Raw genomic sequence first — 19,465 nt, 5'->3', positions numbered from 1 at the left:
TCAGAACAGTGCGCTGTAGGCGTTCAGCGCCGGCTGCCCGCCGAGGTGCGCATAGAGCACGTGGGAGCCCTTCTCGATCTCGCCGCGTTCCACCAGGTCGATCATCCCGGCCATCGACTTCCCCTCGTAGACCGGATCGGTGACCATGCCCTCGGTGCGCGCGGCCAGCCGCATTGCGTCCAGCGTCTGCTCGTCCGGAATGCCATAGATGCCCGCGTGGTAGCGCTCGTCCAGCAGGATCTCGTCGTCGCGCAGATCGCGGCCCAGGCCGATCAGCTCGGCGGTGTTCCGTGCGATGCGCGCGACCTGGTCCCACGTCTCGGCCGGCTTGGCCGATCCGTCGATGCCGAGCACCCGCCGCGGCCGCTGCTGACCGGCGAACCCGGCGATCATGCCGGCCTGGGTGCTGCCGGTGACCGAGCAGACGACCACGGTGTCGAAGAAGACGCCCAGCTCTCGCTCCTGCCGCTCGACCTCGTCGGCCCAGCCCGCGAAGCCCAGTCCGCCGAGCCGATGATCCGAGGCGCCGGCCGGAATCGCATAGGGCTTACCGCCGCGCGCCTCGACCTCCGCGAGTGCGGCGTCCCAGCTCTCCTTGAAGCCGATGCCGAAGCCCGCCTTCACCAGCCGCACGTCGGCTCCGGCGAGCCGGCTGATCAGGATGTTGCCGACCTTGTCGTAGACGCTGTCCGGCCAGTCGACCCAGCTCTCCTGGACCAGCACGCACTTCATGCCGGCATAGGCCGCGACGGCCGCCACCTGCCGCGTGTGGTTGGACTGCACGCCGCCGATCGAGACCAGCGTGTCGCAACCCTGAGCCAGCGCGTCGGCCACCAGATATTCGAGCTTGCGCGTCTTGTTTCCGCCATAGGCGATGCCGGAGTTGCAGTCCTCGCGCTTGGCCCACAGTTGCGCGCCGCCGAGGTGGCGGGTCAGCCGGTCGAGGCGGTGCACCGGCGACGGCCCGAACAGCAGCGGATGACGGTCGAAATCAGAGAGCGGCATGGCGCACGTCCTTCCCGCGGGATTGTCGCAAAGTGAGCGCGCTTCGGGTCCGGTTTCGAGGAACCCGCCTGCCCGTCTGAACCGAACCCTAGCGTCGCGAGCAGCCGAAACCCTCCGCTCGGAGCAGTGCTGCCGATCACGGGAAAGCGGTGTCGGCGGTCTGGACCGGCTATGGACGGCCCGCCGCACTCGACGTGCTCACGTCATCGGGCGGCCCGGCGGGAGAACAGGTAGCCGGCTGCCGCGTACCCCAGGATCAGGATGGCGCCGAACCAGGCCACCGCCGTCCACGCCTGCTCGGCCACCGGAGTGCCGATCATGAGACCGCGCAGCGTCTCGATCACCGGGGTGAGCGGCTGATGGGCGGCGAAGCCGCGCAGCGCCGGCGGCATCGTGTCGACCGGCACGAAGGCGCTGCTCAGATAGGGCAGGAACAGGATCACGAAGCCGAACGACGAGGCACTCTCCGCCGAGCTGGCGAGCAGACCGAAGCACACCGCGACCCAGGACATCGCCACGATGACGAGGGTCAGCACACCGAGCGCGAGCAACCACTCGAGCGGTCCGGCGACCGGGCGGAAGCCGATCGCGAAGGCGATCGCGAGCACCAGCAGCGTGGAGCAGAGGTTGCGGATCACGCTGGCGCTGACGTGCCCGATGAGGACCGCCGACCGCAGGATCGGCAGGGACCGGAAGCGGTCGATCGCGCCGGTGGTCATGTCGTTCGCCACCGGCACCGCGGTGCCCGCCGCGCCATAACCCGCGCAGAGCAACACGATGCCGGGCACCACATAGGTCACATATCGACCGTCGGGTTCGATCGCGCCACCGAACACATAAACGAAGAGAAGGAGCATGAAGACCGGGAGCAGCACGCCGATCAGCAGGGTGTCGAGCGCCCGCCGGGTGTGCCGGAGACTGCGGCCGATCATGAGTCCGGCGTCGTCGATCGCGGTGAGCATGGTCAGCCCTTCGTCATGGTCAGGAAGACGTCGTCGAGCGTGGGCCGGTGCACCGCGACCCGGTCGACGTCGACTCCGGCCGCATCGAGCCGGTTGAGCAGCTCACGCACCTGCCGGGCGCTGCCGTCGGTGGGCACGGTCAGCGCGCCGAGCAGGTCGACCGCCCGGGCCGCCATCTCGGGCGCACCGATCGTCAGCTCGACCCGCTCGCCGGCGAGCCGCCCCTTGAGCTCGGCCGGCAGCCCGGTGGCGATGACCTCGCCGTGGTCGATGAACGCGACCTGGTCGGCGAGCTGATCGGCCTCCTCGAGATATTGCGTGGTGAGGAAGACGGTCACCCCGCTCGCGGCCAGCTCGCGGACCGCGGCCCAGGTGGTTTGCCGGCTGCGCGGATCGAGCCCGGTGGTCGGCTCGTCGAGGAACAGCACGCGCGGCGCCACCACCAGACCGGCTGCGAGGTCGAGGCGGCGGCGCATGCCCCCGGAATAGGTGCGCACCCGACGGTCACCGGCGCCGGCCAGGTCGAACTGCTCGAGCAACTCGGATGCCCGGCGGCGCGCGCCACGCCGGCCGAGCCGCCGCAACCGGGCGAGCAGCACCAGATTTTCGGCGCCGGTCAGCAACTCGTCGACCGCCGCGGACTGCCCCGTCAGGCTGATCGCGCCCTGCACGGCGCGCCGCGCCCGGACGACGTCGTGGCCGCACACCACGGCCTCCCCGGCGTCGGGCGCGAGCAGCGTGCCGAGGATGCGCACGCACGTGGTCTTGCCCGCGCCATTGGGTCCGAGCAGGGCGAACACCTCGCCCTCGGCGACCGCCAGATCGATGTCACGCAGGACGTGCACGTCGCCGAACGACTTCACGACCCCGCGCATCAGAACTGTGTATGTCGTACGCATGGGTTTAGGCTATACACAGTTTTAGGATGTGGTCAATGAAGTTCGAGATCTCGCATCTGCCGCCGAACCTGGTCGTGCTCTATGGCGACCGGTTGAGTCCGCGCCGCGGTCCGCGCCCGGCATTGTCGCTGGACAGCGTGGTCGAAGCGGGCGTCGAGATCGCCGATGAGGAGGGCCTGGCCGGCCTGTCGATGGCCAAGGTCGCCGAGCGGCTGGGCTTCACCACCATGTCGCTTTATCGCTATGTGAAGAGCAAGGACGAGCTGCTGCTCTTCATGGCGGACGCGGCCAACGGCGAGCGGCCGCCGACACCGGATCCGCTGGCCTGGCGCGACGGCCTGGAGGCCTGGGCGCGGGGGGTCTTCTCGGTCTATCGCCGGCACCCGTGGCTGTTGCAGGTGCCGATGAGCGCGCCGCCGGCCGGCCCGTCGCAGCTGATGTGGATGGAGGCGGGCCTGGAAAACCTGGCCGCCGGCGACCTGCACGACGGGCAGAAACTCCAGATCATTCAACTGCTTCACGGGTACGCCCGCGGCGAAGCCCAGCTCAGCTCAGACCTGAGCGGCCTGACCCCGGCGGCCGACACGAGCGCACGTTACGGCGAGATCCTGCGCACCGTGACCACCCGGGAGACCCACCCGGCGATCAACCGGCTGCTCGACACCGGCATCCTCGACGGTCCCACCGACTATGACGACGATCTCGACTTCGGCTTCGGGCTGGGCACGATTCTGGACGGCGTCGCCCGGTTGATGGAGCCCGAGCCGGCCGGCTGATGACCAGGCTGGATGTCCCCGCGGCGCTCGTCCACTCGTACCGTGAAGACCACCCGGAGTGGCTCGCGGCCCTGCCCGCGACCGCTGCCCGGGTGCTGGATCGCTGGGCGCTGACCCTCGACGGCACGCCGACCAACGGCGTGGCCGGACTGGTGCTGCCGGTGGTTCGCGACGACGGGCTGCGGGCGGTGGTCAAGCTGCAGCCGCCGACCGAGGAGAGCAGCGGCATCGAGGCCGGGCTCCGGGTCTGGAACGGCGACGGCATCGTGCGGCTGCTCGACCACGATCCGGACGATCACGCCCAGCTGCTGGAGCGGCTGCACCCGACCCCGCTCAGCACGATGCCGGACGATCGCGAGGCGACCCGCATCCTCGGTGGGCTGCTGGCCCGGCTGGTGCGCGTGCCCGCGCCGGCCGGGATGCGGCGGCTGGCCGACGTCGCCGCCGCGATGGTGGCCGCGACCCCCGGCGCGGTCGGCGAACTCCGCGGTGCCGACCACCGGAGACTGGTGCTGACCTGCGCTTCGGCGGTGGCCGAGGTGATCGGCGAACCCGGCGACCGGCTGCTGCACTGGGACCTGCACTACGACAACGTGCTGGCCGCCGATCGCGAGCCCTGGTTGGCCATCGATCCCGAGCCGCTGGCCGGCGACCCGGGCTTCGATCTGCTGCCCGCGCTGGTCAACCGCTGGGACGACATCATCGCGTCGGGCGACGTCGCGCGCGCCGTGCGATGGCGCTTCGACCTGCTCCGCGAGCATGTGGCGATCGACCGGGAGCGGGCCGTGGCCTGGACGCTGGGCCGGGTGCTGCAGAACGCCCTCTGGGACGTCGAGGACGGCAAGAGCGCCGTCGACCCGCGCCAGGTCGCGATCGCCCAGGCCATCATTCCCTGACGTACGCGAGCAGCACCGGCTCCGCCTGCCCGTCCCAGACGCCGGTCAGCGTCGTCCCGCCGGCTCGCGCCGCGCCGCCGAGGCGCCGGATCACCGCCAGCGCGACGGAGTCGGTCTCGACGATCGTGGGATCTCCCGGCACGACCCGCCGCACCTCGCGCACCTCGGGAACGTCCGCACCGGGCACCCCGCCACCGGAGATCGTCATCGACGGCGGGAAGGCCTCGGCCCGGCCGTCCGTCTCCAGATATTGCACCGCCTGGCCGGCGTCGGCGACGATCGCCGCGGTCAGCGTCGCGGCATAGATCGGGTCCGCGCAGGCGTCGTAGACCCATCGGGTGCCGAGCACCGAGTGCTCGGTGGTGCCGACCAGCCACTCGCCGGCCCCGGGCAGGGGTGCGCTGCGATAGGTGAGCGGCACCTGGAAGATCGCGTCGCCGGCCCGCACCAGGATCGTCTCGACGCCGACCTCGCCGGCCGGGTCGTCGAAGCGAAAGGAAGCGACCTTGACCGGCTCCGCGACGGCCGGTGCTTCGTACCAATCGGCACTCGGCAACCAGGCCGCCAGCAGTTGGAGCTTCGTCGGGTTGAGGTCCGCCTGATAGATCAACGCCATGGGCGGAAGCTTGCCAGTTTTCTCAGGGGAACTGCATGCGGCGCGGGCGCGGGATGACCGGCGGCGGCAGCGGCAGGTCGTCGAGGTGACTCCAGTTGAGGGCGCCGTTGTCGGTGGACTTCACCTCGCCGAGGCAGGCCCGCACCAGACCGAGGTTGGGCGCGCCCGCGAAGCCGGCGATGACCAGCTCGGGCTTGGGTGTCATCTGGGCGATCGCCGCACAGATCTTGGCCACCTCGCGCTCGTCCACGGCGTCGAGCGGCAGCGGCGTCTCGGCCGGCGGGCGACGCCACGGCGGACCGAAGCGCCGGAGCAACTCGCGGGCCAGCCGGCCGAACGAGCGGCCCACCTCGGCGTCGCGCATCGATGTGCGGGCGGACTGGCCGTAGCACCAGGGCACCACGACATGGCCGTTGATCACGACGAGTTGGTAGACGGATTTCGGGACGCTGATGATCTCGGCGCCGGGCAGCGTGCCCAGGAACAGCACGAGTTCCTCATAGGGCAGCGGCCAACGAGGGTTGGCGAGCACTCGTTCCGTGGTCTGCGTCGTGTGCGGGTGCGCGTTGACCTCACGGTCGATCGCCGTGCTCAACGCCTCAGGCACCCGGGTCCACAACTCGGCGGCAACCTTGTCGCCGAACTGCTCGACCACCCACTCGCTCGGACCGACCAGAACGTCTGGACGCATTCTGTATCACCACCGTCCGTGTCGCTGGCGCTACTGCTGGCTAGAAGAGTTCCACCAACGGTGATCGACTGGAAGAGGGAACCGAGTGCTTCCCAAAAACGTGCATGAATGAAGTCCAGCCGATCGCGCATACCGCTGTTTCGACACTGGATCAGCAGGCTCGGGGCTGCGAAAACATGCAACTTGCACGGCGAACCGCACGTGCAAGTTGCATGCCGGCTTCGCTGGTCGCCCCAGCAGAACCATCAAACCAGTGCCATATTTCACTCGGGTGACCAACGTGCAAACATCCACTCACAGTGACACTGCCTGCGCGAATGTTCCGGCCGACGCGATCACGCCGAGTGGTCGATCATCCACAGTGGGCAACGGCTGAATGGGTGAAGTCGGCCCTGTCAGTCATTCACACTCACGCGCCACTGTCATATAGCCGACAGCGGCACTCACCTCAGTCTGCCACGGCCTTGATCCGACCCCCCAGTTGCTGGGCGACCTCGAGATCATTGCCCTCGAACCAGGTCTCCGCGACCCGGTCACCGGCCAGCCGGAAGATGATGATTCCGGTCTCCGTGACCGACTGCCCGCGATCCGGCAGGTCGAGGTAGCCGCCCCGGTAGGTGGACCGGACCGTGTAGCGGACCACCACGCGGTCGCCGCTCGCGATGACGTCCTCCAGGGTGGGCAGCTGCTCGGCGAACGCCTTCGGGTACCAGCGCAGCCAGTCGAGGAAGGTGTTGCGGTCACCGGCGCCACCGGGTCCGTGCGCGATGTAGCCGTCGGTGGCCAACTCGGCGAACCGCTGCTCGTCGCCGGTCCGGCACATGTCGAACCAGGCACGAGCGATATCGATGGGAGCCATGCACAGGTTCCTATGTCATAGCTGCCCCTACCAGCAAATCCGGCAGTAGCGCACAGCCGCTACGATCCGTCGCGTGCCGAAACAGCACGCTCGTCCGGCGGAAGAAGGCGAAGCCACCGGTCGCGGTGCGGCGCATAGGGCGTGGTGCCCTCCGGCAGCCAGACCGGACCGGTGCGCGGGCCGGCCACCGCCAGCAGAAAATCGAACCCGCGCACGAACGCCATCAACACCGGCGGGGCGGCTGCCAGCTCGGTGAACAGCCGGCGCGCCTCCTCGATCTGGATGCCCGGATCGCGGCCCGTGTAGCCCACGTCGAAGACGGCCGGGAACGCGTCCATCAAGGACCCGTCGTCCGAACTGACGTCGCTCGGATCGGCGATGTCGTTGCGGTAGACCTCACCGCCGACCCGCCCCGGGCCGAGTCGCGCGGGCCGGTCGAGATAGACCCGGCCGCCGTCCCCGCGGGTGACCGCGAGCCCGGCCGGACGCGCCAGCCGGTCGGCCAACGCCTCGGGAGACTCGTCAGACATGAGGTAGATGTGTTCCTGCGTCGACACGCGCGCACCCCCTCATGACGGAAACTCGATGATCGAGCCGTCGCTCAGAATGACACGAACGCTCACCGGCAAGGCGCTGCCGTGGGCGAGAGCCTTGCCCTCCGCCCGAAGGTAACCCTGCCGGACGACCTCCTCGGTCAGTCCGGCGGCGCGACCGTCCAGCACCGCGTCGCCCGGCCCGAACGCCTCGACCTGCTTGCCGGCCGCCAGGATGTTCTGCATCACGGCGCCGCTGGTGGCCGACTCGAGCGTCTTGAACTCGGTCACGATGCCCGGATCCGACGGGTTTCTCCGCACCATCGCGTCCGGGTTCTTGAGCCCCTCCACGCGATGGTCGGGCGTGCGGGCGTGGACCATCTCGCCCTCGGCCGCCAGCCGATCCGCGATCTCCCTCTCCTTCGCGAGGAAGATGCCGCCGGGATCGCTGACGCCCGAGGCGAAGTGCCGGCCGAGCGGGCCCGATCGCATGCCACCGTCGAAGCCGTGCTCGCCCGGTCTGGGGTTCCGGCCACCGGTGCCGAGCCCTTTGACGAGCTCGCCGAGCTTGTCGCTCTCGGTGAGCAGCCTGCGCAGGCTGGCGAGAAGGTCACGCAGCCAGCGGGCGATCCGGGCGGCCCAGGCCGCGCAGAGCGTCGCGACCTGCTCGGCCACCAGCGGCGTGGCCAGGCCGGCGGTCGCCAGCAACTCGGCCGCATAGACGATCAGCCGGGACACCACCGTGGCCACCGCGTCGCGGACCATCAGACGGACCGTGCCGATCAGCGCGCCCGCGCCCTCGGTGAACAACGCCATCGTCTCCGCCGCGCGACCCAGCGCCAGCATCGCCTGCTCGCGCCCGGACGCCCAGCCCTGGTAGGCCTCGGCCGCCGCTCCCGACCAGCCGGCCACCTCGGATCGCACCGCGCCGCCCAGCGCCGACGCCTCGGACGCCAGCGACGAGGCCGCGCCACGCCACGCCGCCGCGTGCGCCGTGATCTGGCCCGGGTCGCCGGCCAGCCAGTCGAGCGCCTCGGCCAGCGGCTCGACGTGCTCGATCAGCCAGGCGATGCCGTATTGCAGCAACGCGCCGACCGGGTCCGACACCAGCGCCAAGCCGTCGAGGCCCGCGCCGGCCACGCCGAGCGAGACGTCCACCCAGCTGCCGCTCTCGACACCGCGGGCGATGAGCTCGATGTCCTCGGCGATCCAGACACCCGCCCAGGGACCGGGCTCGCTCATGGTCCGGGCCGGGTGGATCGCAGGGCGGTGGCGCCGCGGGAGTCCGCCGCCGCATAGTCGGCTGCGGTGGCGCGCAGCCGGGAACCCGTGTCCCGCAAGGACTCCGCCGCCGACTCGATGCCGTCGACCAGGATGTCCTGCAGCACGTTCAGCATGACCGGCACCAGCACGCACAACTTGCCGTAGGCCGCGTTGCCCGCCCGGGTCGCGGCGGCCGCCTGGGCCGCGGCGCTGACCTGCTCGGCCACCGCGTCCACGCGGCCGGCGTGCGACACCAGCTCGGTGCGGCGGACACCCAGGTGCTCAGGCATGACGCGCCGCGTACGCCGCGATGACCGCGCGACCAGTCTGGGAGTCGGCGCCCACCGTCTGCTCGGTGACCGTGGTCGCCGCGGCGGTCAGGGCGGACTGCGCGCCGCGCATGGTGGCCAGGATCGCCTGGGCCGTCTCGCGCGCCGGTCGCTGCCGGATGCCCTCGGCCAGCGCGAGCCCGGTCAGCCCGGTCGAGCTCACCGTCACCTCAACCAGCCGGTCCGGGCTGCGCGCGGACGCGGACAGCTCGGCCAGCCGGAACGCCAGCTCGCGCGCCGCGGCCGCCCGCTGCGTCAAGCCGGCCTGCCACTCGTCGACGCGGCGCTCGGCCGCATCCAGGTCATCCCCGTCCACCATGGCGCCGACGCTAATCAGCGGGCGGCGTCGCGGGTGTGCCGAACGTCAGCGCCTGTGGATAACTCCGCACTGTGGATAACTCAGCCGAACGCCGCGACCACTCCGGCCAGCTCGGTGTTCACGTGGTAGCCGTGCGACGCCAGCGTTTCGCGCATGCCGGTCAGGGCCGACTCACCGCTCCGGCCGGTGCGCAGCATCGCGTACCGCGCGGCGACGGCCGGCGTGCGGCTCTGCCCGGCGGCGCAGTGCAGCAGCACCCGGCGCCCCTCGGCGCGCAGGGTCGCCACCATGCGCGCCGCCTCGTCGACCGCGAAGGCGACGTTCGCATTCGCGCCCGGCTGATCGACCAGCCACACCTGCACCTGGTCGCCGGCCGCGATGCCGTCGAACTGCCGTCGCCCGACCCGGCACAACGAGACCACCGCGTCCACTCCGGACCCGGCCAGGTCGGTCAGCAGATTGCCCAGCAGCACGCCGTCGTCATCCGGGTGCGCCAGCAGCAACGGCCGGTCGAGCGGTGACCTCATCGCGTCGCAGCCCGGCCACCCGACCGCGTCGGGGGCGCCGCCGCTGGACGTCAGCAGGCTCAGCCGGATCAGATCGGCCGCGCGGTTGTTCTCCCAGCCGTGCGCGATGCGCTGCCAGTCCAGCGGGATGCCGGATGCGCCCCAGCGCGCACCGAGCAGTGCGCCCGCGATCGCCGCGACCGTGTCGGTGTCGTTGCCGGCCCGCACCGCCGCGAACAACGCTTCCCGGAAATGGCCGCACGCGAAACTGCCGGAAGCCGGATCCTTCGCCGGCACCGGGGTCCGGACGATCGCCGACCAGGCAGCCTGCAGGGCCGTGACGACGAAGCCGTTGTTCGGGAAGTGCTCCGGCGGATGCTGCTCGGCCTCGTCCAGCCAGGCCGACCATCGGGCTCGGCGGTCCGCCGGAATCGACGCGAGCCCCGCGCGTACCCCATCGAAGTGACCGTGCAGAACGGCCTGCCGGATCCCTTCGCACCAGAGCACGCACCCGTCGCCCGCCAGGGCGTCATGGTGCGTGAGCGCGCTGACCGCGCGGGCCGCCTCGGCCAACCCCGCCGGATCCTCCAGGTATGCCATGACGACCGCGCCCGTCCGCATCAGCGATCCGTTCCCGGCCGACCGCCCGGTCTCCGCGTGCATCTCGGTGGCCGCGGCGGTCATCGCCGCACCCAGCCCGTCCGTGGCCCGCCCCCGCACCTTGCCCAGCACCTGCCGCGTCTGCACGCCGATGTCCGTGGCGCCCGCGTCCCGCCACCGCAGGAAGTTGGCCGCGATCCGATCCAGGGCCGCCGCCGACCGCAGATCCACACCGGACGCCGCGACCTCCGCGATGCAGACCGCCATCTGGGTGTCGTCGCTGTACTCCCCCGGCGCATAATCGCCCAGCCCGCCGCCGAGCATGCGCGGCTCGCCGATCAGCGCGATCGTGCCGAACTCATAGGGCACCCCGAGCGCATCCCCGCAGGCCGCGCCCAGCAGCACCCCGGCCGCCCGATCCGACCGCATCGCATCCAGCACCATGGCGTTTAGGGTGTCATCCGGATCAGCAGGAAGGCGATGTCGTCGGCGCGCCGGGCGGCGGCCGAGATCAGCCGCTCGCAGAGCTCCTCGCCGGGCACCGCGGCCTGGCCGCGCAGCACGTCCACAATGGTGTCGATGCCGTCGTCGAGCACCCGGCCCGGAATCTCCACCAGCCCGTCCGTGTAGAGCAGCAGGGTCGATCCGGCCGGCACCGGACGGCGGTGGCTGACCCGATCGCGCGGCTTCGTGAGGCCGAGCAGCGGCGCCGGCGTCTCCCACCACACCTCGACCTCGCCGTCCGGCCGCAACAGCAGCGGCGGCGGATGCCCGGCATTGGCGAAGCTCGCCGACCAGCCCTGCGCCGCCCGGGTGACCTTGGTCAGCACGATGCTCGCGGTGGCCGGCATCGCCAGCCCCCGGATCGCCCGGTCCAGCTGAGTGAGCAGCGTCCCCGGTTCGTCATCGCGGCCGTACGCGTCGCCGCGCACCAGGTTGCGCAACTGGCCCATCGTGGCCGCGGCCTCGATGTCGTGGCCGGTCACGTCGCCGACGGCGAGCATCACCGAGCCGTCCGGCTGGGCGAACGCGTCGTACCAGTCGCCGCCGACCGCCGCGCCGTCCTGGGCCGGGAGGTAGCGGGCGTGCAACTCGAGACCGTCGATCTCGGGCAACTCGGTCAGCAGGCTGTGCTGCAGCACCTCCGCGACGTGCCGCTGCCTGCGGTAGAGCCGGCTGTTGTCGATGGCCAGCCCGGCCCGGCGGCCGATGTCCATCGCGGTGCGCTCGTCCGCCTCCGAGAAGACGACCCGACCCGGCCCCTTGACCAGGGTGATCGCGCCGAGCACGCGCTGGGTGATCGGCGCGTTGATCGGTGTGGTGAGGTGACCGCGGTAGCCGAGCTGAAGGGTGAGCTCGCGGATCCGCGGATCGACATCGTCGCTGATCACATCGGCGTTGCGATCCGGTCGACCGGTGCGCATCACGCGCCTGAGGAAGTCGTGATGCCGCAGGTCACCGGCCATCAGCTGGGCCAGCTCCTCGAGTTCGGCGGAGCGCGCCGAGTCGTGGTGGACGGCGGCGACCCGGCGCGGCCGACCCTCGCCGTCGACCAGGGTGACCATGCACCAGTCGGCGAACCGCGGCGTCAGCGCGGTGGCCAGCAGGCGCAGCGCCTCGTCCACGTCGAGCGTCACGGTCAGGGTCTCGGTCAGCTCCGCCAGCATGGCGAGCTGGTCGTGCGCCCCCTCGGCGTTGCGCCGCGCCTCGTCGGCCATGTCGCGGGCGATGCGCAGGCGCAGCTCGGAGGAGCAGGCCGCGGCCAGGTCGCGCAGGGTGTCGAGCTCGGCCTCGGACCAGTCGCGCGGCTCGGTGTCGATCGCGCAGAGCGAGCCGAGCACCAGGCCGTCGGCGTCGGTCAGCGGCATGCCCGCATAGGCGGCCACGCCGAGATCCGGAATGGCGAGGTTGTCGCGAACCTGAGGGTGGGTGCGGGCGTCCCGATAGACCTTGGGGCGGCCCTCGATCACCACCCACTGGCAGAACGAGTGGGTCAGCGGCGTCTCGCGCTTGCCGCTCCACGGCTCGGCCAGCCCGCTCTGCCCCGGGAAGAACTGCCGCTCGTCGTCCACCAGCGACACGAGGGCGACCGGGACGTCGAGCAACCGACGGACCAAGCTCGCAAAACGGTCGAAAGCTTGATCAGGCTCCGCGCCGACGCACACCCGGTGCAGCGAGCGCAGGCGCGCGGGCTCCGCCAGGGAGTCAGTCATCGCACCTCCCCGCGCCGAACCCGTCGGCGACACACTACCCGGATCATCTGTGGCCGCGAATCAGCTGCTCGAGGCGTCCGCGGTGGTGACCGCTGGGGCGTCCGCGACCGGCGCCCAGCGCTTGGCCCAGTCGTCGCGGCAGGCGGCGAAGGCGTCATCGGCCAGCCCGAATGTCGACACCACGACCTGCATCCCGGCGGCGGCCGCCGAGTCCAGCGGCACGTTGCCGGCCGCCACGATCAGGTGCCCGTCGCCGTCCACCACCCAGGCCACCCTGCTGCCCACCCGCTGCCAGTCGCCGTCGACCAGCTCGTGAGCCTGCCGCCCGGTGGTCTCGCCGGTCAGATAGATGGTGCGGCGACGGCCCTCCGGCCGCTGCTCGAGCAGGAATCGAAGTTGGGTGAGGAAGGCCTTCCAGCCCTCCTCGATCGCGTCGTAGCCGTCCGGGTAGTCGGGCGGCGCGCCCTCCCGGATCGCGCGCACGACACTGCTGTCGTCATCGCCGGTGACCTCCAGATATGAGCCGTCGGCCCAGGACATCTGCTCCGGCGCGGCGAACACCGCCTGGTCGACGAAGAGCTGCCGGATCTCGGCGTCGAGCCCGTCGTAGTCCCAGCCGAACCACTGATGCAACACCGGTGGCTGGGTGACCGCCTCCCAGACGATGTCGCGGCCGACGCTCAGGGTGATCTCGACGTGGTAGGGCTTCAACCTCGATCCTCTGGTCACGCCGTCCATCCTGACCCGCCCGTCTCCGTCGTGCCACGGGAGATGGCCGCGCGTCGCCGGGCGGCGCTCAGGCGTCGCTCGGCGGCAGTCAGGCGACGCGGCGGTCGATCGGGGAACGCACGCCGGCGCTCAACCCGGATCCGATCGTGCGGCGCGTCTCGGCCCGGCCCAGACCGCAGCGCCGCGCCGCCGACTCGAGCTCGCGGCGCACGTCGACAGCCTCCAGCAGACCCGCGCCGACCAGCCGGCCCAGCGCGAAGGCCGCCCTGTTCAGGGTGTCGTTCCGGGTGCCGGTCGGGGCGCCGGCCACCCGCTCGGCCGCGGCCGCCAGCGCCACCTCCGCATAGCGCTCGGGATGGCCGATCGGCCGCGACGGCCGGAACGGCTCGACCACCGCCGGGCCACGGATCAGCTCGCGCAGGGCGGCCGGCCCCTCGGGCAGGCCACGGCCCGGCCGGACCACCCACGAGTATGCCGAACCGCGCGCATGCCGGGACGGCGGCGCCACCACATAACCCCCGGCGCCGCGCCAGTCGACGCCGGGCAGCAGGCGAACGCGGTTGCCGAAGCCCGTCGGGGCGAACCAGAAGTGCCAGCCACCGCCGCCGGTGCGCACCTGGGGACCGGCGGGCAGCTCGCCACCGAGCAGATGGCGCAGCCCGTGCCGGCCCTCGATCGAGTCGACGTCCGCCACATCCATCAGCACGCCGGTGCGGAGCCCGACATTCGCCTCCGGCCACTGCTGCCACCACATCTCGATGCGGCGGGGATCGGTGCTCGCGTCCGTCAGGCCGTGGCGCAGGCGTGGGTGCTTGCCGGGCCGGTCGCAGGCCTCTGCGCCACATGAGCATCCTCCGTCCGCGGCAGGGGTGTGCACCGGCAGGACGGGGATGCCGTGCCGGGCGTAGGCGAGTGCCGCGGTCAGGAACACTAGAACAAACGTACGACAAAAATGGGGACGGTGCAGTCGGCATCGATGGCTTAAGCTCGCGGATCGGACAAACGGGGAGGCAATTGCTCGTGACGTGGGATCCGATGCCGGAGAAACCGCCGCCGTCGACGAGGGTGATGATCTGGACGATCGCCGGCCGCACCATCGGCACGTTTCTCGCGCTCGGCATCGTCGTGGGGCTGATCGGGCTGTGGGGCGACTGGCGCAGCCGGAACGACGACTCCGCGGCGAACCAGATCATGCGCGCCCGCGAGCAGGTGCTGCCCGGCGGCGACCTGCGCGGCGACGGCTCCGGCCTGACCGCGACCATTCCCGAGCCGCAGGCGCTTACGGCCGGCGAGACGTTGGTGCTGACCAGCCCGGCCGGCGGCGAGGTGCACGTCACGATCGGCAGGCCGGCCCTCAACGACCCCGCCTGCGCGCCGGTCGAGGCGGTCGGCGACGCCGGCTTTCTGAGTGTCGAGGTGACGATCGAGGCGGTGCACGGCAGCGCGGACGCGGGGCTGAACTACTTTCTGCTCTCCACCGGCGGGCGGGACGTCACCGGGTTCGACCACGGCCTCGCCCGATGCCAGACGCTCAGCCCCGACCGGGTGCCAGAGGGGAAGCAGAGCTCGGGGCGGATGTTCTTCGCCGCGCCGACCGGCTCGGGTTATCTGAAGTACGGGCCGATCGGCGCCATCCCGTACGGGACCTGGGAGGTCAGGGCCGGCTAGCGGAAGTTGTCCACAGGCTCCCGCGAACTGTCGGGGGCGGCGGATAACGTCCTCCCGTGCCCATCGCATCGCTCTCCCCCAGCCCCTCCGCCGCGGCCGCGCACGTCGTCGACGCGGTGCTTTCCGACCTCGGCAGCGGCGACCATCGCGGCATCGTGGTCGACTCGCCACCCGGCGCCGGAAAGTCCACCCTGGTGGTCCGCGCGGCGGGCGTGCTGGCCGCCGCGGGCGAGTCGCTGATGATCGTGGCGCAGACCAATGAGCAGGTGGACGACCTGATCGCCCGGCTCGGTGCGGCGTCGCCCGAGCTGCCGGTCGGGCGGTTGTCGGCGGTCGGTTATGCGGCGTCCGAGCGGGTGCGGGCGCATCCGAGCTGCCGGGTCGGCGCCAAGGTGGGCGACCTGGCTGGTCCGGCGATCACCATCGGCACGGCGGCGAAATGGGCCACGGTCACCGAGGGCGTGTGGTCCTGGGCGATCGTGGACGAGGCCTATCAGATGCGGTCCGACGCCCTGTTGCGGGTGGCGTCCCGCTTCGAGCGGGCGCTGTTCGTGGGCGATCCGGGGCAGCTCGATCCGTTCTCCACCGTGGAGGTGGAGCGCTGGGTCGGTCTGTCCTGGGACCCGATGCAGAGCGCGGTGGCCGTGTTGCTGCGGCACAACCCGGAGCTGCCGGTGCATCGGTTGCCGGTGTCGTGGCGGCTGCCCGCTTCGGCGGCGCCGGTGGTCGCCGAGGCGTTCTATCCCTTCACCGGCTTCCGATCCGGCACCGGGCCCGGCGATCGCACGCTGGCCTTCGCCGGGCGGGCCTCCTCCGAGATCGACGAGGTGCTGGACACGGCGGCCGGCACCGGCTGGGGTCTGCACGAGTTGCCGGCCCGCTTCACGGTGCGCACCGACGCGGAGGCCGCCGCGGCCTGCGCTCGGTTGGCGGTGCGCGCATTGGAGCGCGACGGGACCACCGAGAGCGGTCCGCTGACCGCCGAGCGGATCGCGATCGGCGCCGCGCACCGCGACCAGGCGGCGGCGATCCGGGCCTGCCTGCCACCGTCGGCCGCCGGCATCACGGTCGACACGGCCAACAGACTGCAGGGCCGGGAGTACGACCTGACCGTGGTGCTGCACCCACTGTCCGGCCGGCAGGACGCGACCGCCTTCCACCTGGAGTCCGGCCGGCTGTGCGTGCTGACCTCGCGGCACCGCAACGCGTGCGTGGTGGTGGCCCGGGCCGGCATCGCCGACCTGCTCGACGCGCACCCGTCCACCGAGCCGGTGCATCTCAACGTGCCGGTCAAGTTCCCGGACGGCTGGGAGGCCAACCAGGCGGTCCTGGCGCACCTCGCGGCGATCAGGCGACCGCGGCCACCGTCAGGCTCGCGGCCGTGACCGTGGCGACCAGGCGGCCGTCCGGCGAGCGGGTCTCGATCGCCCCGCTGCCCGGAGTGACCTGTGGGCCGTCCGCGCCGAAGACCAGGCGGCGGGTGGCTTCGGTGCAGCCGCCCGGCGTCTGCGCGGTCAGCGCGCCACGGCGCGACCAGACCCGCAGCACGCCGTCGGCGCAGGCCGTGGCGATCAGGGTGCTGGTGTCGTCGATCGCCACCGCGGTCAGGTCGGCCGGGTGCTCGCGTTTGAGCAGCACCTTGCCGGTGCGCACGTCGCGCACCTTCAGATGGCGCCCACCGGCCTCGGCGAGCAGGGCGCCGTCGGGCGAGAAGGCGACGGCGCGCACGGGTGCGCCCAGGAGGTCGTGGAGGAAGTGGCGCGGCCGATCGCTGCCGACCCGCCAGAGGCCGACCATGCCGTTCGAGCAGCCGAAGGCGACGAGGGTCGCGTCGGGGCTGAAGGCGAGACTCTCGCAGCGATACTCGTCGAGGGTGACGGCGAACACACCCTCACTCAACCACCACGCTGTTGTCGCCACCAGGGCCGCCGTGGGTCCACGGTGTTTCGGAGGCGTCGGGAAAAGCGGCGCCGGGGCGGAAGGCCTCGGACAATGTGGTCAGCAGCAGGTGCTCGCCCACGCCCGGCACGCTGCCGGTCTCGGCGACCAGCTTGCGACCCATGCCGCCGGAGAGCTCCAGCAGCACGTCGGTGCCGGCGGCGGTCGCGGTGACCGAGACGACCCTGGCCTTCTGCGCCGGCCGGGCCGGCGAGGTGAGGGTCGCGCCGGCATCGACGCGCACGGGCTCGGTGGTGGCGACCATGATCCGCGGACGCAGCACCGGTCGCTTGCCGGTGTCGTCGATGCGCTCGGCGTTGGCCAGCGTCACGACCCCGGCAAAGGCGGTGCCGGCCAGCCGGTGCTCGGCCATCACCAGCGGGTCGTCGAAGGCGCGCTGCACGGCATAGCGGTCGGCGGCGCTCTCCAGGCGGTGCAGGCGTGCCGCCGCGGCCACCGCGCCGTCGCGACGTGGCTGCGGCGGACCGCCCTCCTCGATGTTCGCGACGAAGGCGGAGAAGACGTCACGGTCGCTGTCCCAGCGGGCGGCCACCCGCGTGCCGGGGGTCAACGCGCGCAGCAGGTCGAGCGACCGCCAGACCTGGTCCCACGTCGGCCGCAACACCGCGCGCAGGGCTTCGGTGAGGCCGGCGACGTCGTTCTCGGCCATCAGCGGGGCGAGCACCTTGTTGTCGAAGTCGGGGTCGGTGGCCGGGCCGGCCGCCTGCCCCTCAGCGTCGAGCGCGGCGGCCTGGCCGGACACTCCCGGCGGCGGGGAGATCCAGGCCAGCAGGGCGGCGAGCTGGGCGTCCTCCGCGCTGCTCTGCCCGGTGGCCCAGTGCAGCCCGAGCGCCTGCACCGCGTTGAGCAGCAGCGACGCGCCGGGCACTTCGGCCGACTGGGCGAGAAAGGTGAGCCAGCGCCCGAGCAGCGGCACGGCGGGCGGCACCGGATAGTCGCCGTCCACCCGCCGAAAGCGCGTCGAGCGGCCGAAGAGCTTGAGGAAGTCGACGCCGCCGGTGTTCGGCACCCAGACCTGCGGCGCGTCCACCATGCGATAGCGCACGTCGCGGCCACGGTCGACGACGATCGGCTCGGCCACGCCGGTGAAGGAGTCCAGGTAGGGCACGAGCAGGTCGGCGAGCGACGCGGCGAAGGCGAAGCGCTGGTCGCGGTTCCGCGGCTGGGCCACCACCAGCAATGCCGGCGACGACCGGTCGGTGCCGGCCATCGCGGCGAGCGGGGCGTTCGCCTCGCCGGCCATCGCGAGCGGCACGAGCACGAAGGGCCGGTCGTGCAGGTGCAGGTGGCGGACGGTGGCGATGGGCTCGGCCCGGCCGGCCGCAAAGGCCTGCGCGCGGGCCAGGGCGGTCAGCGTGCTCACGAAGCGCCGGCTCCGCCGCTTCCGGCAAGCGTCGCGCCCGATCCGGCCGGCGCCGCACTGTCCGGCCCCGCACTGCGCTGGGCCGTTCCACCCTGGGCCAGGCCACCCTGGGCCGGTGCCGATATGGCTCGCGCCGGGCCGGCGGCGGCCTCTAGCGCTTCGGCGCGCAGCCGGGCGGCGGCCTGGAGCATCGCCGCGGCCTCGGCCTGGTCCTCGCTCGCCGGGCGGGCGCCGCCGGCCAGCGCCAGCACCTCCGGCACCGACTCGATGCCGCCCAGCGCGTCGCGCACCGGTCGGCCCAGCGCGGCCGTGGCGCCGGCCGATTCGTGCCGGCAGAAGGCGGCGAGTTCGCAGGCGGAGAGGCATTCGGGGGCATAGCGGGCGGAGACCTGGGCCAGGCCCGTGGTCAGGGTTTCCGGCGGCAGCGCCAGGTCGAAGGACAGGCCCGGCGGCAGGGCGGCCACCAGAGTGTCCACCGAGGCCATCCGGGTGAGCTGGCGGCGCAGGGTGGCGAGTTGCTTGCGCACGTCGAGCACGACGGCGACCGGGCGGAAGGCGAAGTTCTCCGGGCAGACGAGCACGACCTCGTGGCTGACCAGGGCGGGATCCCGGCCGACCGAGGAGAGGAGGTGGCGCAGGGCGAGGACATAGACGGCGGCCTGGGTGGCCGCGGCGGAGACCTTGGTGCTGTCGGCCTGTCCGTCCACGATCGCGAAGGACTTGATCTCGACGACCTGCAGGCGGCCCTCGCGCTGGAAGGCGATCAGGTCGGGTTCGAGGAAGACGGTCTGGCCGGCCACTTCGAGGGTGAGCAGCGGGTGGTCGATGAGGGCGGCGCCGGCCGCGTCGCCGATCAGGTCGCGGGTGCGGCCGTGGCGTTCGGTGAGTGTCTCGTCGGCGTCGGCGCCCAGGTCGTCGTAGCCGACCTTGAGGGCCGGGTAGCCGAGGGCTTCGAGCAGGAGCGCGCCGTCGTCGGCCTTGAGCATGGCTTCGAAGCCGTTGCCCCGGGCCAGCGCGAACCGCGACTGGCCGAAGCGGCCGGGGAAACCGATCCGCTCGGCGAGGCGAGGCTTGTCGACCCCGGCAGCGTCCAGCACGGCACGCCGGGTGCAGCCGGGATTGCCGGTCAGGGCGGCGATGGTGCGGGCATTGTGCCGCTTCCGCGGCGTCTCCCCACGCAGCCGATCAAGATCGACCTGCCGCGGCAGCACCGACGTCATGCGCGGCCTCCGCCGCTGAAAACGCGCTGCGCGAGACCACGCTGAGTGGGACCGGGTCG

Annotated in this window: 21 protein-coding genes; 4 read left to right on the top strand and 17 right to left on the bottom strand. The window is 72.0% G+C overall.

Annotated features, from left to right (window positions below; genetic code table 11):
• The 3 genes from ACZ6TI_RS11865 to ACZ6TI_RS11855 form a co-directional block, all read right to left on the bottom strand.
• Nucleotides 1-1,005, bottom strand: coding sequence for a 1-aminocyclopropane-1-carboxylate deaminase (locus ACZ6TI_RS11865; protein ID WP_465344970.1), 1,005 nt, complete (start codon nt 1,003-1,005; stop codon nt 1-3).
• 203 nt (nt 1,006-1,208) lie between these two features.
• Complete coding sequence (locus tag ACZ6TI_RS11860) at nt 1,209-1,967, bottom strand: ABC transporter permease (protein ID WP_465344969.1); 759 nt, start codon at nt 1,965-1,967, stop codon at nt 1,209-1,211.
• A 2-nt stretch (nt 1,968-1,969) separates the two neighbouring features.
• On the bottom strand, nt 1,970-2,866 hold the full coding sequence (locus ACZ6TI_RS11855) for an ATP-binding cassette domain-containing protein (RefSeq protein ID WP_465344968.1): 897 nt from the start codon (nt 2,864-2,866) through the stop codon (nt 1,970-1,972).
• Between the two features lie 35 nt (nt 2,867-2,901).
• Between ACZ6TI_RS11855 and ACZ6TI_RS11850 the strand changes: the two genes are divergently transcribed.
• On the top strand, nt 2,902-3,642 hold the full coding sequence (locus tag ACZ6TI_RS11850; RefSeq protein WP_465344967.1) for a TetR/AcrR family transcriptional regulator: 741 nt from the start codon (nt 2,902-2,904) through the stop codon (nt 3,640-3,642).
• A complete protein-coding gene (locus ACZ6TI_RS11845; RefSeq protein ID WP_465344966.1) occupies nt 3,642-4,538 on the top strand; it encodes an aminoglycoside phosphotransferase family protein in 897 nt (298 codons plus the stop codon). The genes ACZ6TI_RS11850 and ACZ6TI_RS11845 overlap by 1 nt, the downstream gene beginning before the upstream one ends.
• On the opposite strand, the gene ACZ6TI_RS11840 is transcribed toward ACZ6TI_RS11845, so the two are convergent.
• From ACZ6TI_RS11840 to ACZ6TI_RS11790, 11 genes are all read right to left on the bottom strand, one after another.
• A complete protein-coding gene (locus tag ACZ6TI_RS11840; protein WP_465344965.1) occupies nt 4,528-5,154 on the bottom strand; it encodes a CG0192-related protein in 627 nt (208 codons plus the stop codon). The genes ACZ6TI_RS11845 and ACZ6TI_RS11840 overlap by 11 nt on opposite strands.
• A 22-nt stretch (nt 5,155-5,176) precedes the next feature.
• Entirely contained in the window at nt 5,177-5,845 is a 669-nt protein-coding gene (locus ACZ6TI_RS11835) for a hypothetical protein (RefSeq protein WP_465344964.1), read from the bottom strand.
• A 448-nt stretch (nt 5,846-6,293) separates the two neighbouring features.
• Entirely contained in the window at nt 6,294-6,704 is a 411-nt protein-coding gene (locus ACZ6TI_RS11830; protein WP_465344963.1) for an ester cyclase, read from the bottom strand.
• A 59-nt stretch (nt 6,705-6,763) separates the two neighbouring features.
• Nucleotides 6,764-7,234, bottom strand: a complete 471-nt coding sequence (locus tag ACZ6TI_RS11825; protein ID WP_465344962.1) for a hypothetical protein — start codon at nt 7,232-7,234, stop codon at nt 6,764-6,766.
• A gap of 39 nt (nt 7,235-7,273) precedes the next feature.
• Nucleotides 7,274-8,479: a hypothetical protein gene (locus ACZ6TI_RS11820; protein ID WP_465344961.1), complete on the bottom strand. Its 1,206-nt coding sequence runs from the start codon at nt 8,477-8,479 to the stop codon at nt 7,274-7,276.
• Nucleotides 8,476-8,790, bottom strand: a complete 315-nt coding sequence (locus ACZ6TI_RS11815; protein ID WP_465344960.1) for a type VII secretion target — start codon at nt 8,788-8,790, stop codon at nt 8,476-8,478. The genes ACZ6TI_RS11820 and ACZ6TI_RS11815 overlap by 4 nt, the downstream gene beginning before the upstream one ends.
• On the bottom strand, nt 8,783-9,148 hold the full coding sequence (locus ACZ6TI_RS11810) for a YbaB/EbfC family DNA-binding protein (protein ID WP_465344959.1): 366 nt from the start codon (nt 9,146-9,148) through the stop codon (nt 8,783-8,785). Before ACZ6TI_RS11810 ends, ACZ6TI_RS11815 begins: the two co-directional genes overlap by 8 nt.
• Nucleotides 9,149-9,228: 80 nt before the next feature.
• Nucleotides 9,229-10,698, bottom strand: coding sequence for an ADP-ribosylglycohydrolase family protein (locus ACZ6TI_RS11805; protein ID WP_465344958.1), 1,470 nt, complete (start codon nt 10,696-10,698; stop codon nt 9,229-9,231).
• 5 nt (nt 10,699-10,703) lie between these two features.
• The gene (locus ACZ6TI_RS11800; protein WP_465344957.1) at nt 10,704-12,467 is read right to left on the bottom strand and encodes a SpoIIE family protein phosphatase; all 1,764 of its coding nucleotides are present in this window, start codon (nt 12,465-12,467) and stop codon (nt 10,704-10,706) included.
• A 60-nt stretch (nt 12,468-12,527) separates the two neighbouring features.
• Entirely contained in the window at nt 12,528-13,205 is a 678-nt protein-coding gene (locus tag ACZ6TI_RS11795) for an activator of HSP90 ATPase (RefSeq protein ID WP_465344956.1), read from the bottom strand.
• A 79-nt stretch (nt 13,206-13,284) separates the two neighbouring features.
• On the bottom strand, nt 13,285-14,127 hold the full coding sequence (locus ACZ6TI_RS11790; protein ID WP_465344955.1) for a bifunctional DNA primase/polymerase: 843 nt from the start codon (nt 14,125-14,127) through the stop codon (nt 13,285-13,287).
• A gap of 104 nt (nt 14,128-14,231) precedes the next feature.
• Between ACZ6TI_RS11790 and ACZ6TI_RS11785 the strand changes: the two genes are divergently transcribed.
• A complete protein-coding gene (locus ACZ6TI_RS11785; RefSeq protein WP_465344954.1) occupies nt 14,232-14,864 on the top strand; it encodes a hypothetical protein in 633 nt (210 codons plus the stop codon).
• Between the two features lie 56 nt (nt 14,865-14,920).
• Complete coding sequence (locus ACZ6TI_RS11780; RefSeq protein ID WP_465344953.1) at nt 14,921-16,249, top strand: AAA family ATPase; 1,329 nt, start codon at nt 14,921-14,923, stop codon at nt 16,247-16,249.
• Here ACZ6TI_RS11780 and ACZ6TI_RS11775 read toward each other — a convergent pair.
• From ACZ6TI_RS11775 to ACZ6TI_RS11765, 3 genes are read right to left on the bottom strand one after another with little or no spacing between them, the layout of a single operon-like run.
• Nucleotides 16,212-16,763 carry a WD40 repeat domain-containing protein gene (locus ACZ6TI_RS11775; protein ID WP_465344952.1) on the bottom strand — a complete coding sequence of 184 codons (552 nt, stop codon included), beginning with the start codon at nt 16,761-16,763 and terminating at the stop codon, nt 16,212-16,214. The two genes, ACZ6TI_RS11780 and ACZ6TI_RS11775, sit on opposite strands and share 38 nt — an antisense overlap.
• On the bottom strand, nt 16,756-18,186 hold the full coding sequence (locus ACZ6TI_RS11770) for a hypothetical protein (protein ID WP_465344951.1): 1,431 nt from the start codon (nt 18,184-18,186) through the stop codon (nt 16,756-16,758). The genes ACZ6TI_RS11775 and ACZ6TI_RS11770 overlap by 8 nt, the downstream gene beginning before the upstream one ends.
• Nucleotides 18,183-19,406 (bottom strand): hypothetical protein, encoded by a 1,224-nt coding sequence (locus ACZ6TI_RS11765; RefSeq protein ID WP_465344950.1) that lies wholly within the window; start codon nt 19,404-19,406, stop codon nt 18,183-18,185. Before ACZ6TI_RS11765 ends, ACZ6TI_RS11770 begins: the two co-directional genes overlap by 4 nt.
• Nucleotides 19,407-19,465: the final 59 nt, after the last annotated feature.

Source organism: Actinoplanes sp. NPDC051388 (assembly GCF_055586225.1).
The sequence above is the reverse complement of the archived record's forward strand: the minus strand, read 5'-3'. Positions and strand labels throughout refer to the sequence as shown.

Coding starts and splice junctions, on each gene's coding strand:
- ACZ6TI_RS11825 (WP_465344962.1), bottom strand. CDS start 7,234: ATGTCTGACGAGTCTCCCGAGGCGTTGGCCGACCGGCTGGCGCGTCCG.
- ACZ6TI_RS11830 (WP_465344963.1), bottom strand. CDS start 6,704: ATGGCTCCCATCGATATCGCTCGTGCCTGGTTCGACATGTGCCGGACC.
- ACZ6TI_RS11795 (WP_465344956.1), bottom strand. CDS start 13,205: ATGGACGGCGTGACCAGAGGATCGAGGTTGAAGCCCTACCACGTCGAG.
- ACZ6TI_RS11860 (WP_465344969.1), bottom strand. CDS start 1,967: ATGCTCACCGCGATCGACGACGCCGGACTCATGATCGGCCGCAGTCTC.
- ACZ6TI_RS11845 (WP_465344966.1), top strand. CDS start 3,642: ATGACCAGGCTGGATGTCCCCGCGGCGCTCGTCCACTCGTACCGTGAA.
- ACZ6TI_RS11785 (WP_465344954.1), top strand. CDS start 14,232: ATGCCGGAGAAACCGCCGCCGTCGACGAGGGTGATGATCTGGACGATC.
- ACZ6TI_RS11865 (WP_465344970.1), bottom strand. CDS start 1,005: ATGCCGCTCTCTGATTTCGACCGTCATCCGCTGCTGTTCGGGCCGTCG.
- ACZ6TI_RS11800 (WP_465344957.1), bottom strand. CDS start 12,467: ATGACTGACTCCCTGGCGGAGCCCGCGCGCCTGCGCTCGCTGCACCGG.
- ACZ6TI_RS11850 (WP_465344967.1), top strand. CDS start 2,902: ATGAAGTTCGAGATCTCGCATCTGCCGCCGAACCTGGTCGTGCTCTAT.
- ACZ6TI_RS11835 (WP_465344964.1), bottom strand. CDS start 5,845: ATGCGTCCAGACGTTCTGGTCGGTCCGAGCGAGTGGGTGGTCGAGCAG.
- ACZ6TI_RS11765 (WP_465344950.1), bottom strand. CDS start 19,406: ATGACGTCGGTGCTGCCGCGGCAGGTCGATCTTGATCGGCTGCGTGGG.
- ACZ6TI_RS11840 (WP_465344965.1), bottom strand. CDS start 5,154: ATGGCGTTGATCTATCAGGCGGACCTCAACCCGACGAAGCTCCAACTG.
- ACZ6TI_RS11805 (WP_465344958.1), bottom strand. CDS start 10,698: ATGGTGCTGGATGCGATGCGGTCGGATCGGGCGGCCGGGGTGCTGCTG.
- ACZ6TI_RS11810 (WP_465344959.1), bottom strand. CDS start 9,148: ATGGTGGACGGGGATGACCTGGATGCGGCCGAGCGCCGCGTCGACGAG.
- ACZ6TI_RS11815 (WP_465344960.1), bottom strand. CDS start 8,790: ATGCCTGAGCACCTGGGTGTCCGCCGCACCGAGCTGGTGTCGCACGCC.
- ACZ6TI_RS11855 (WP_465344968.1), bottom strand. CDS start 2,866: ATGCGTACGACATACACAGTTCTGATGCGCGGGGTCGTGAAGTCGTTC.
- ACZ6TI_RS11820 (WP_465344961.1), bottom strand. CDS start 8,479: ATGAGCGAGCCCGGTCCCTGGGCGGGTGTCTGGATCGCCGAGGACATC.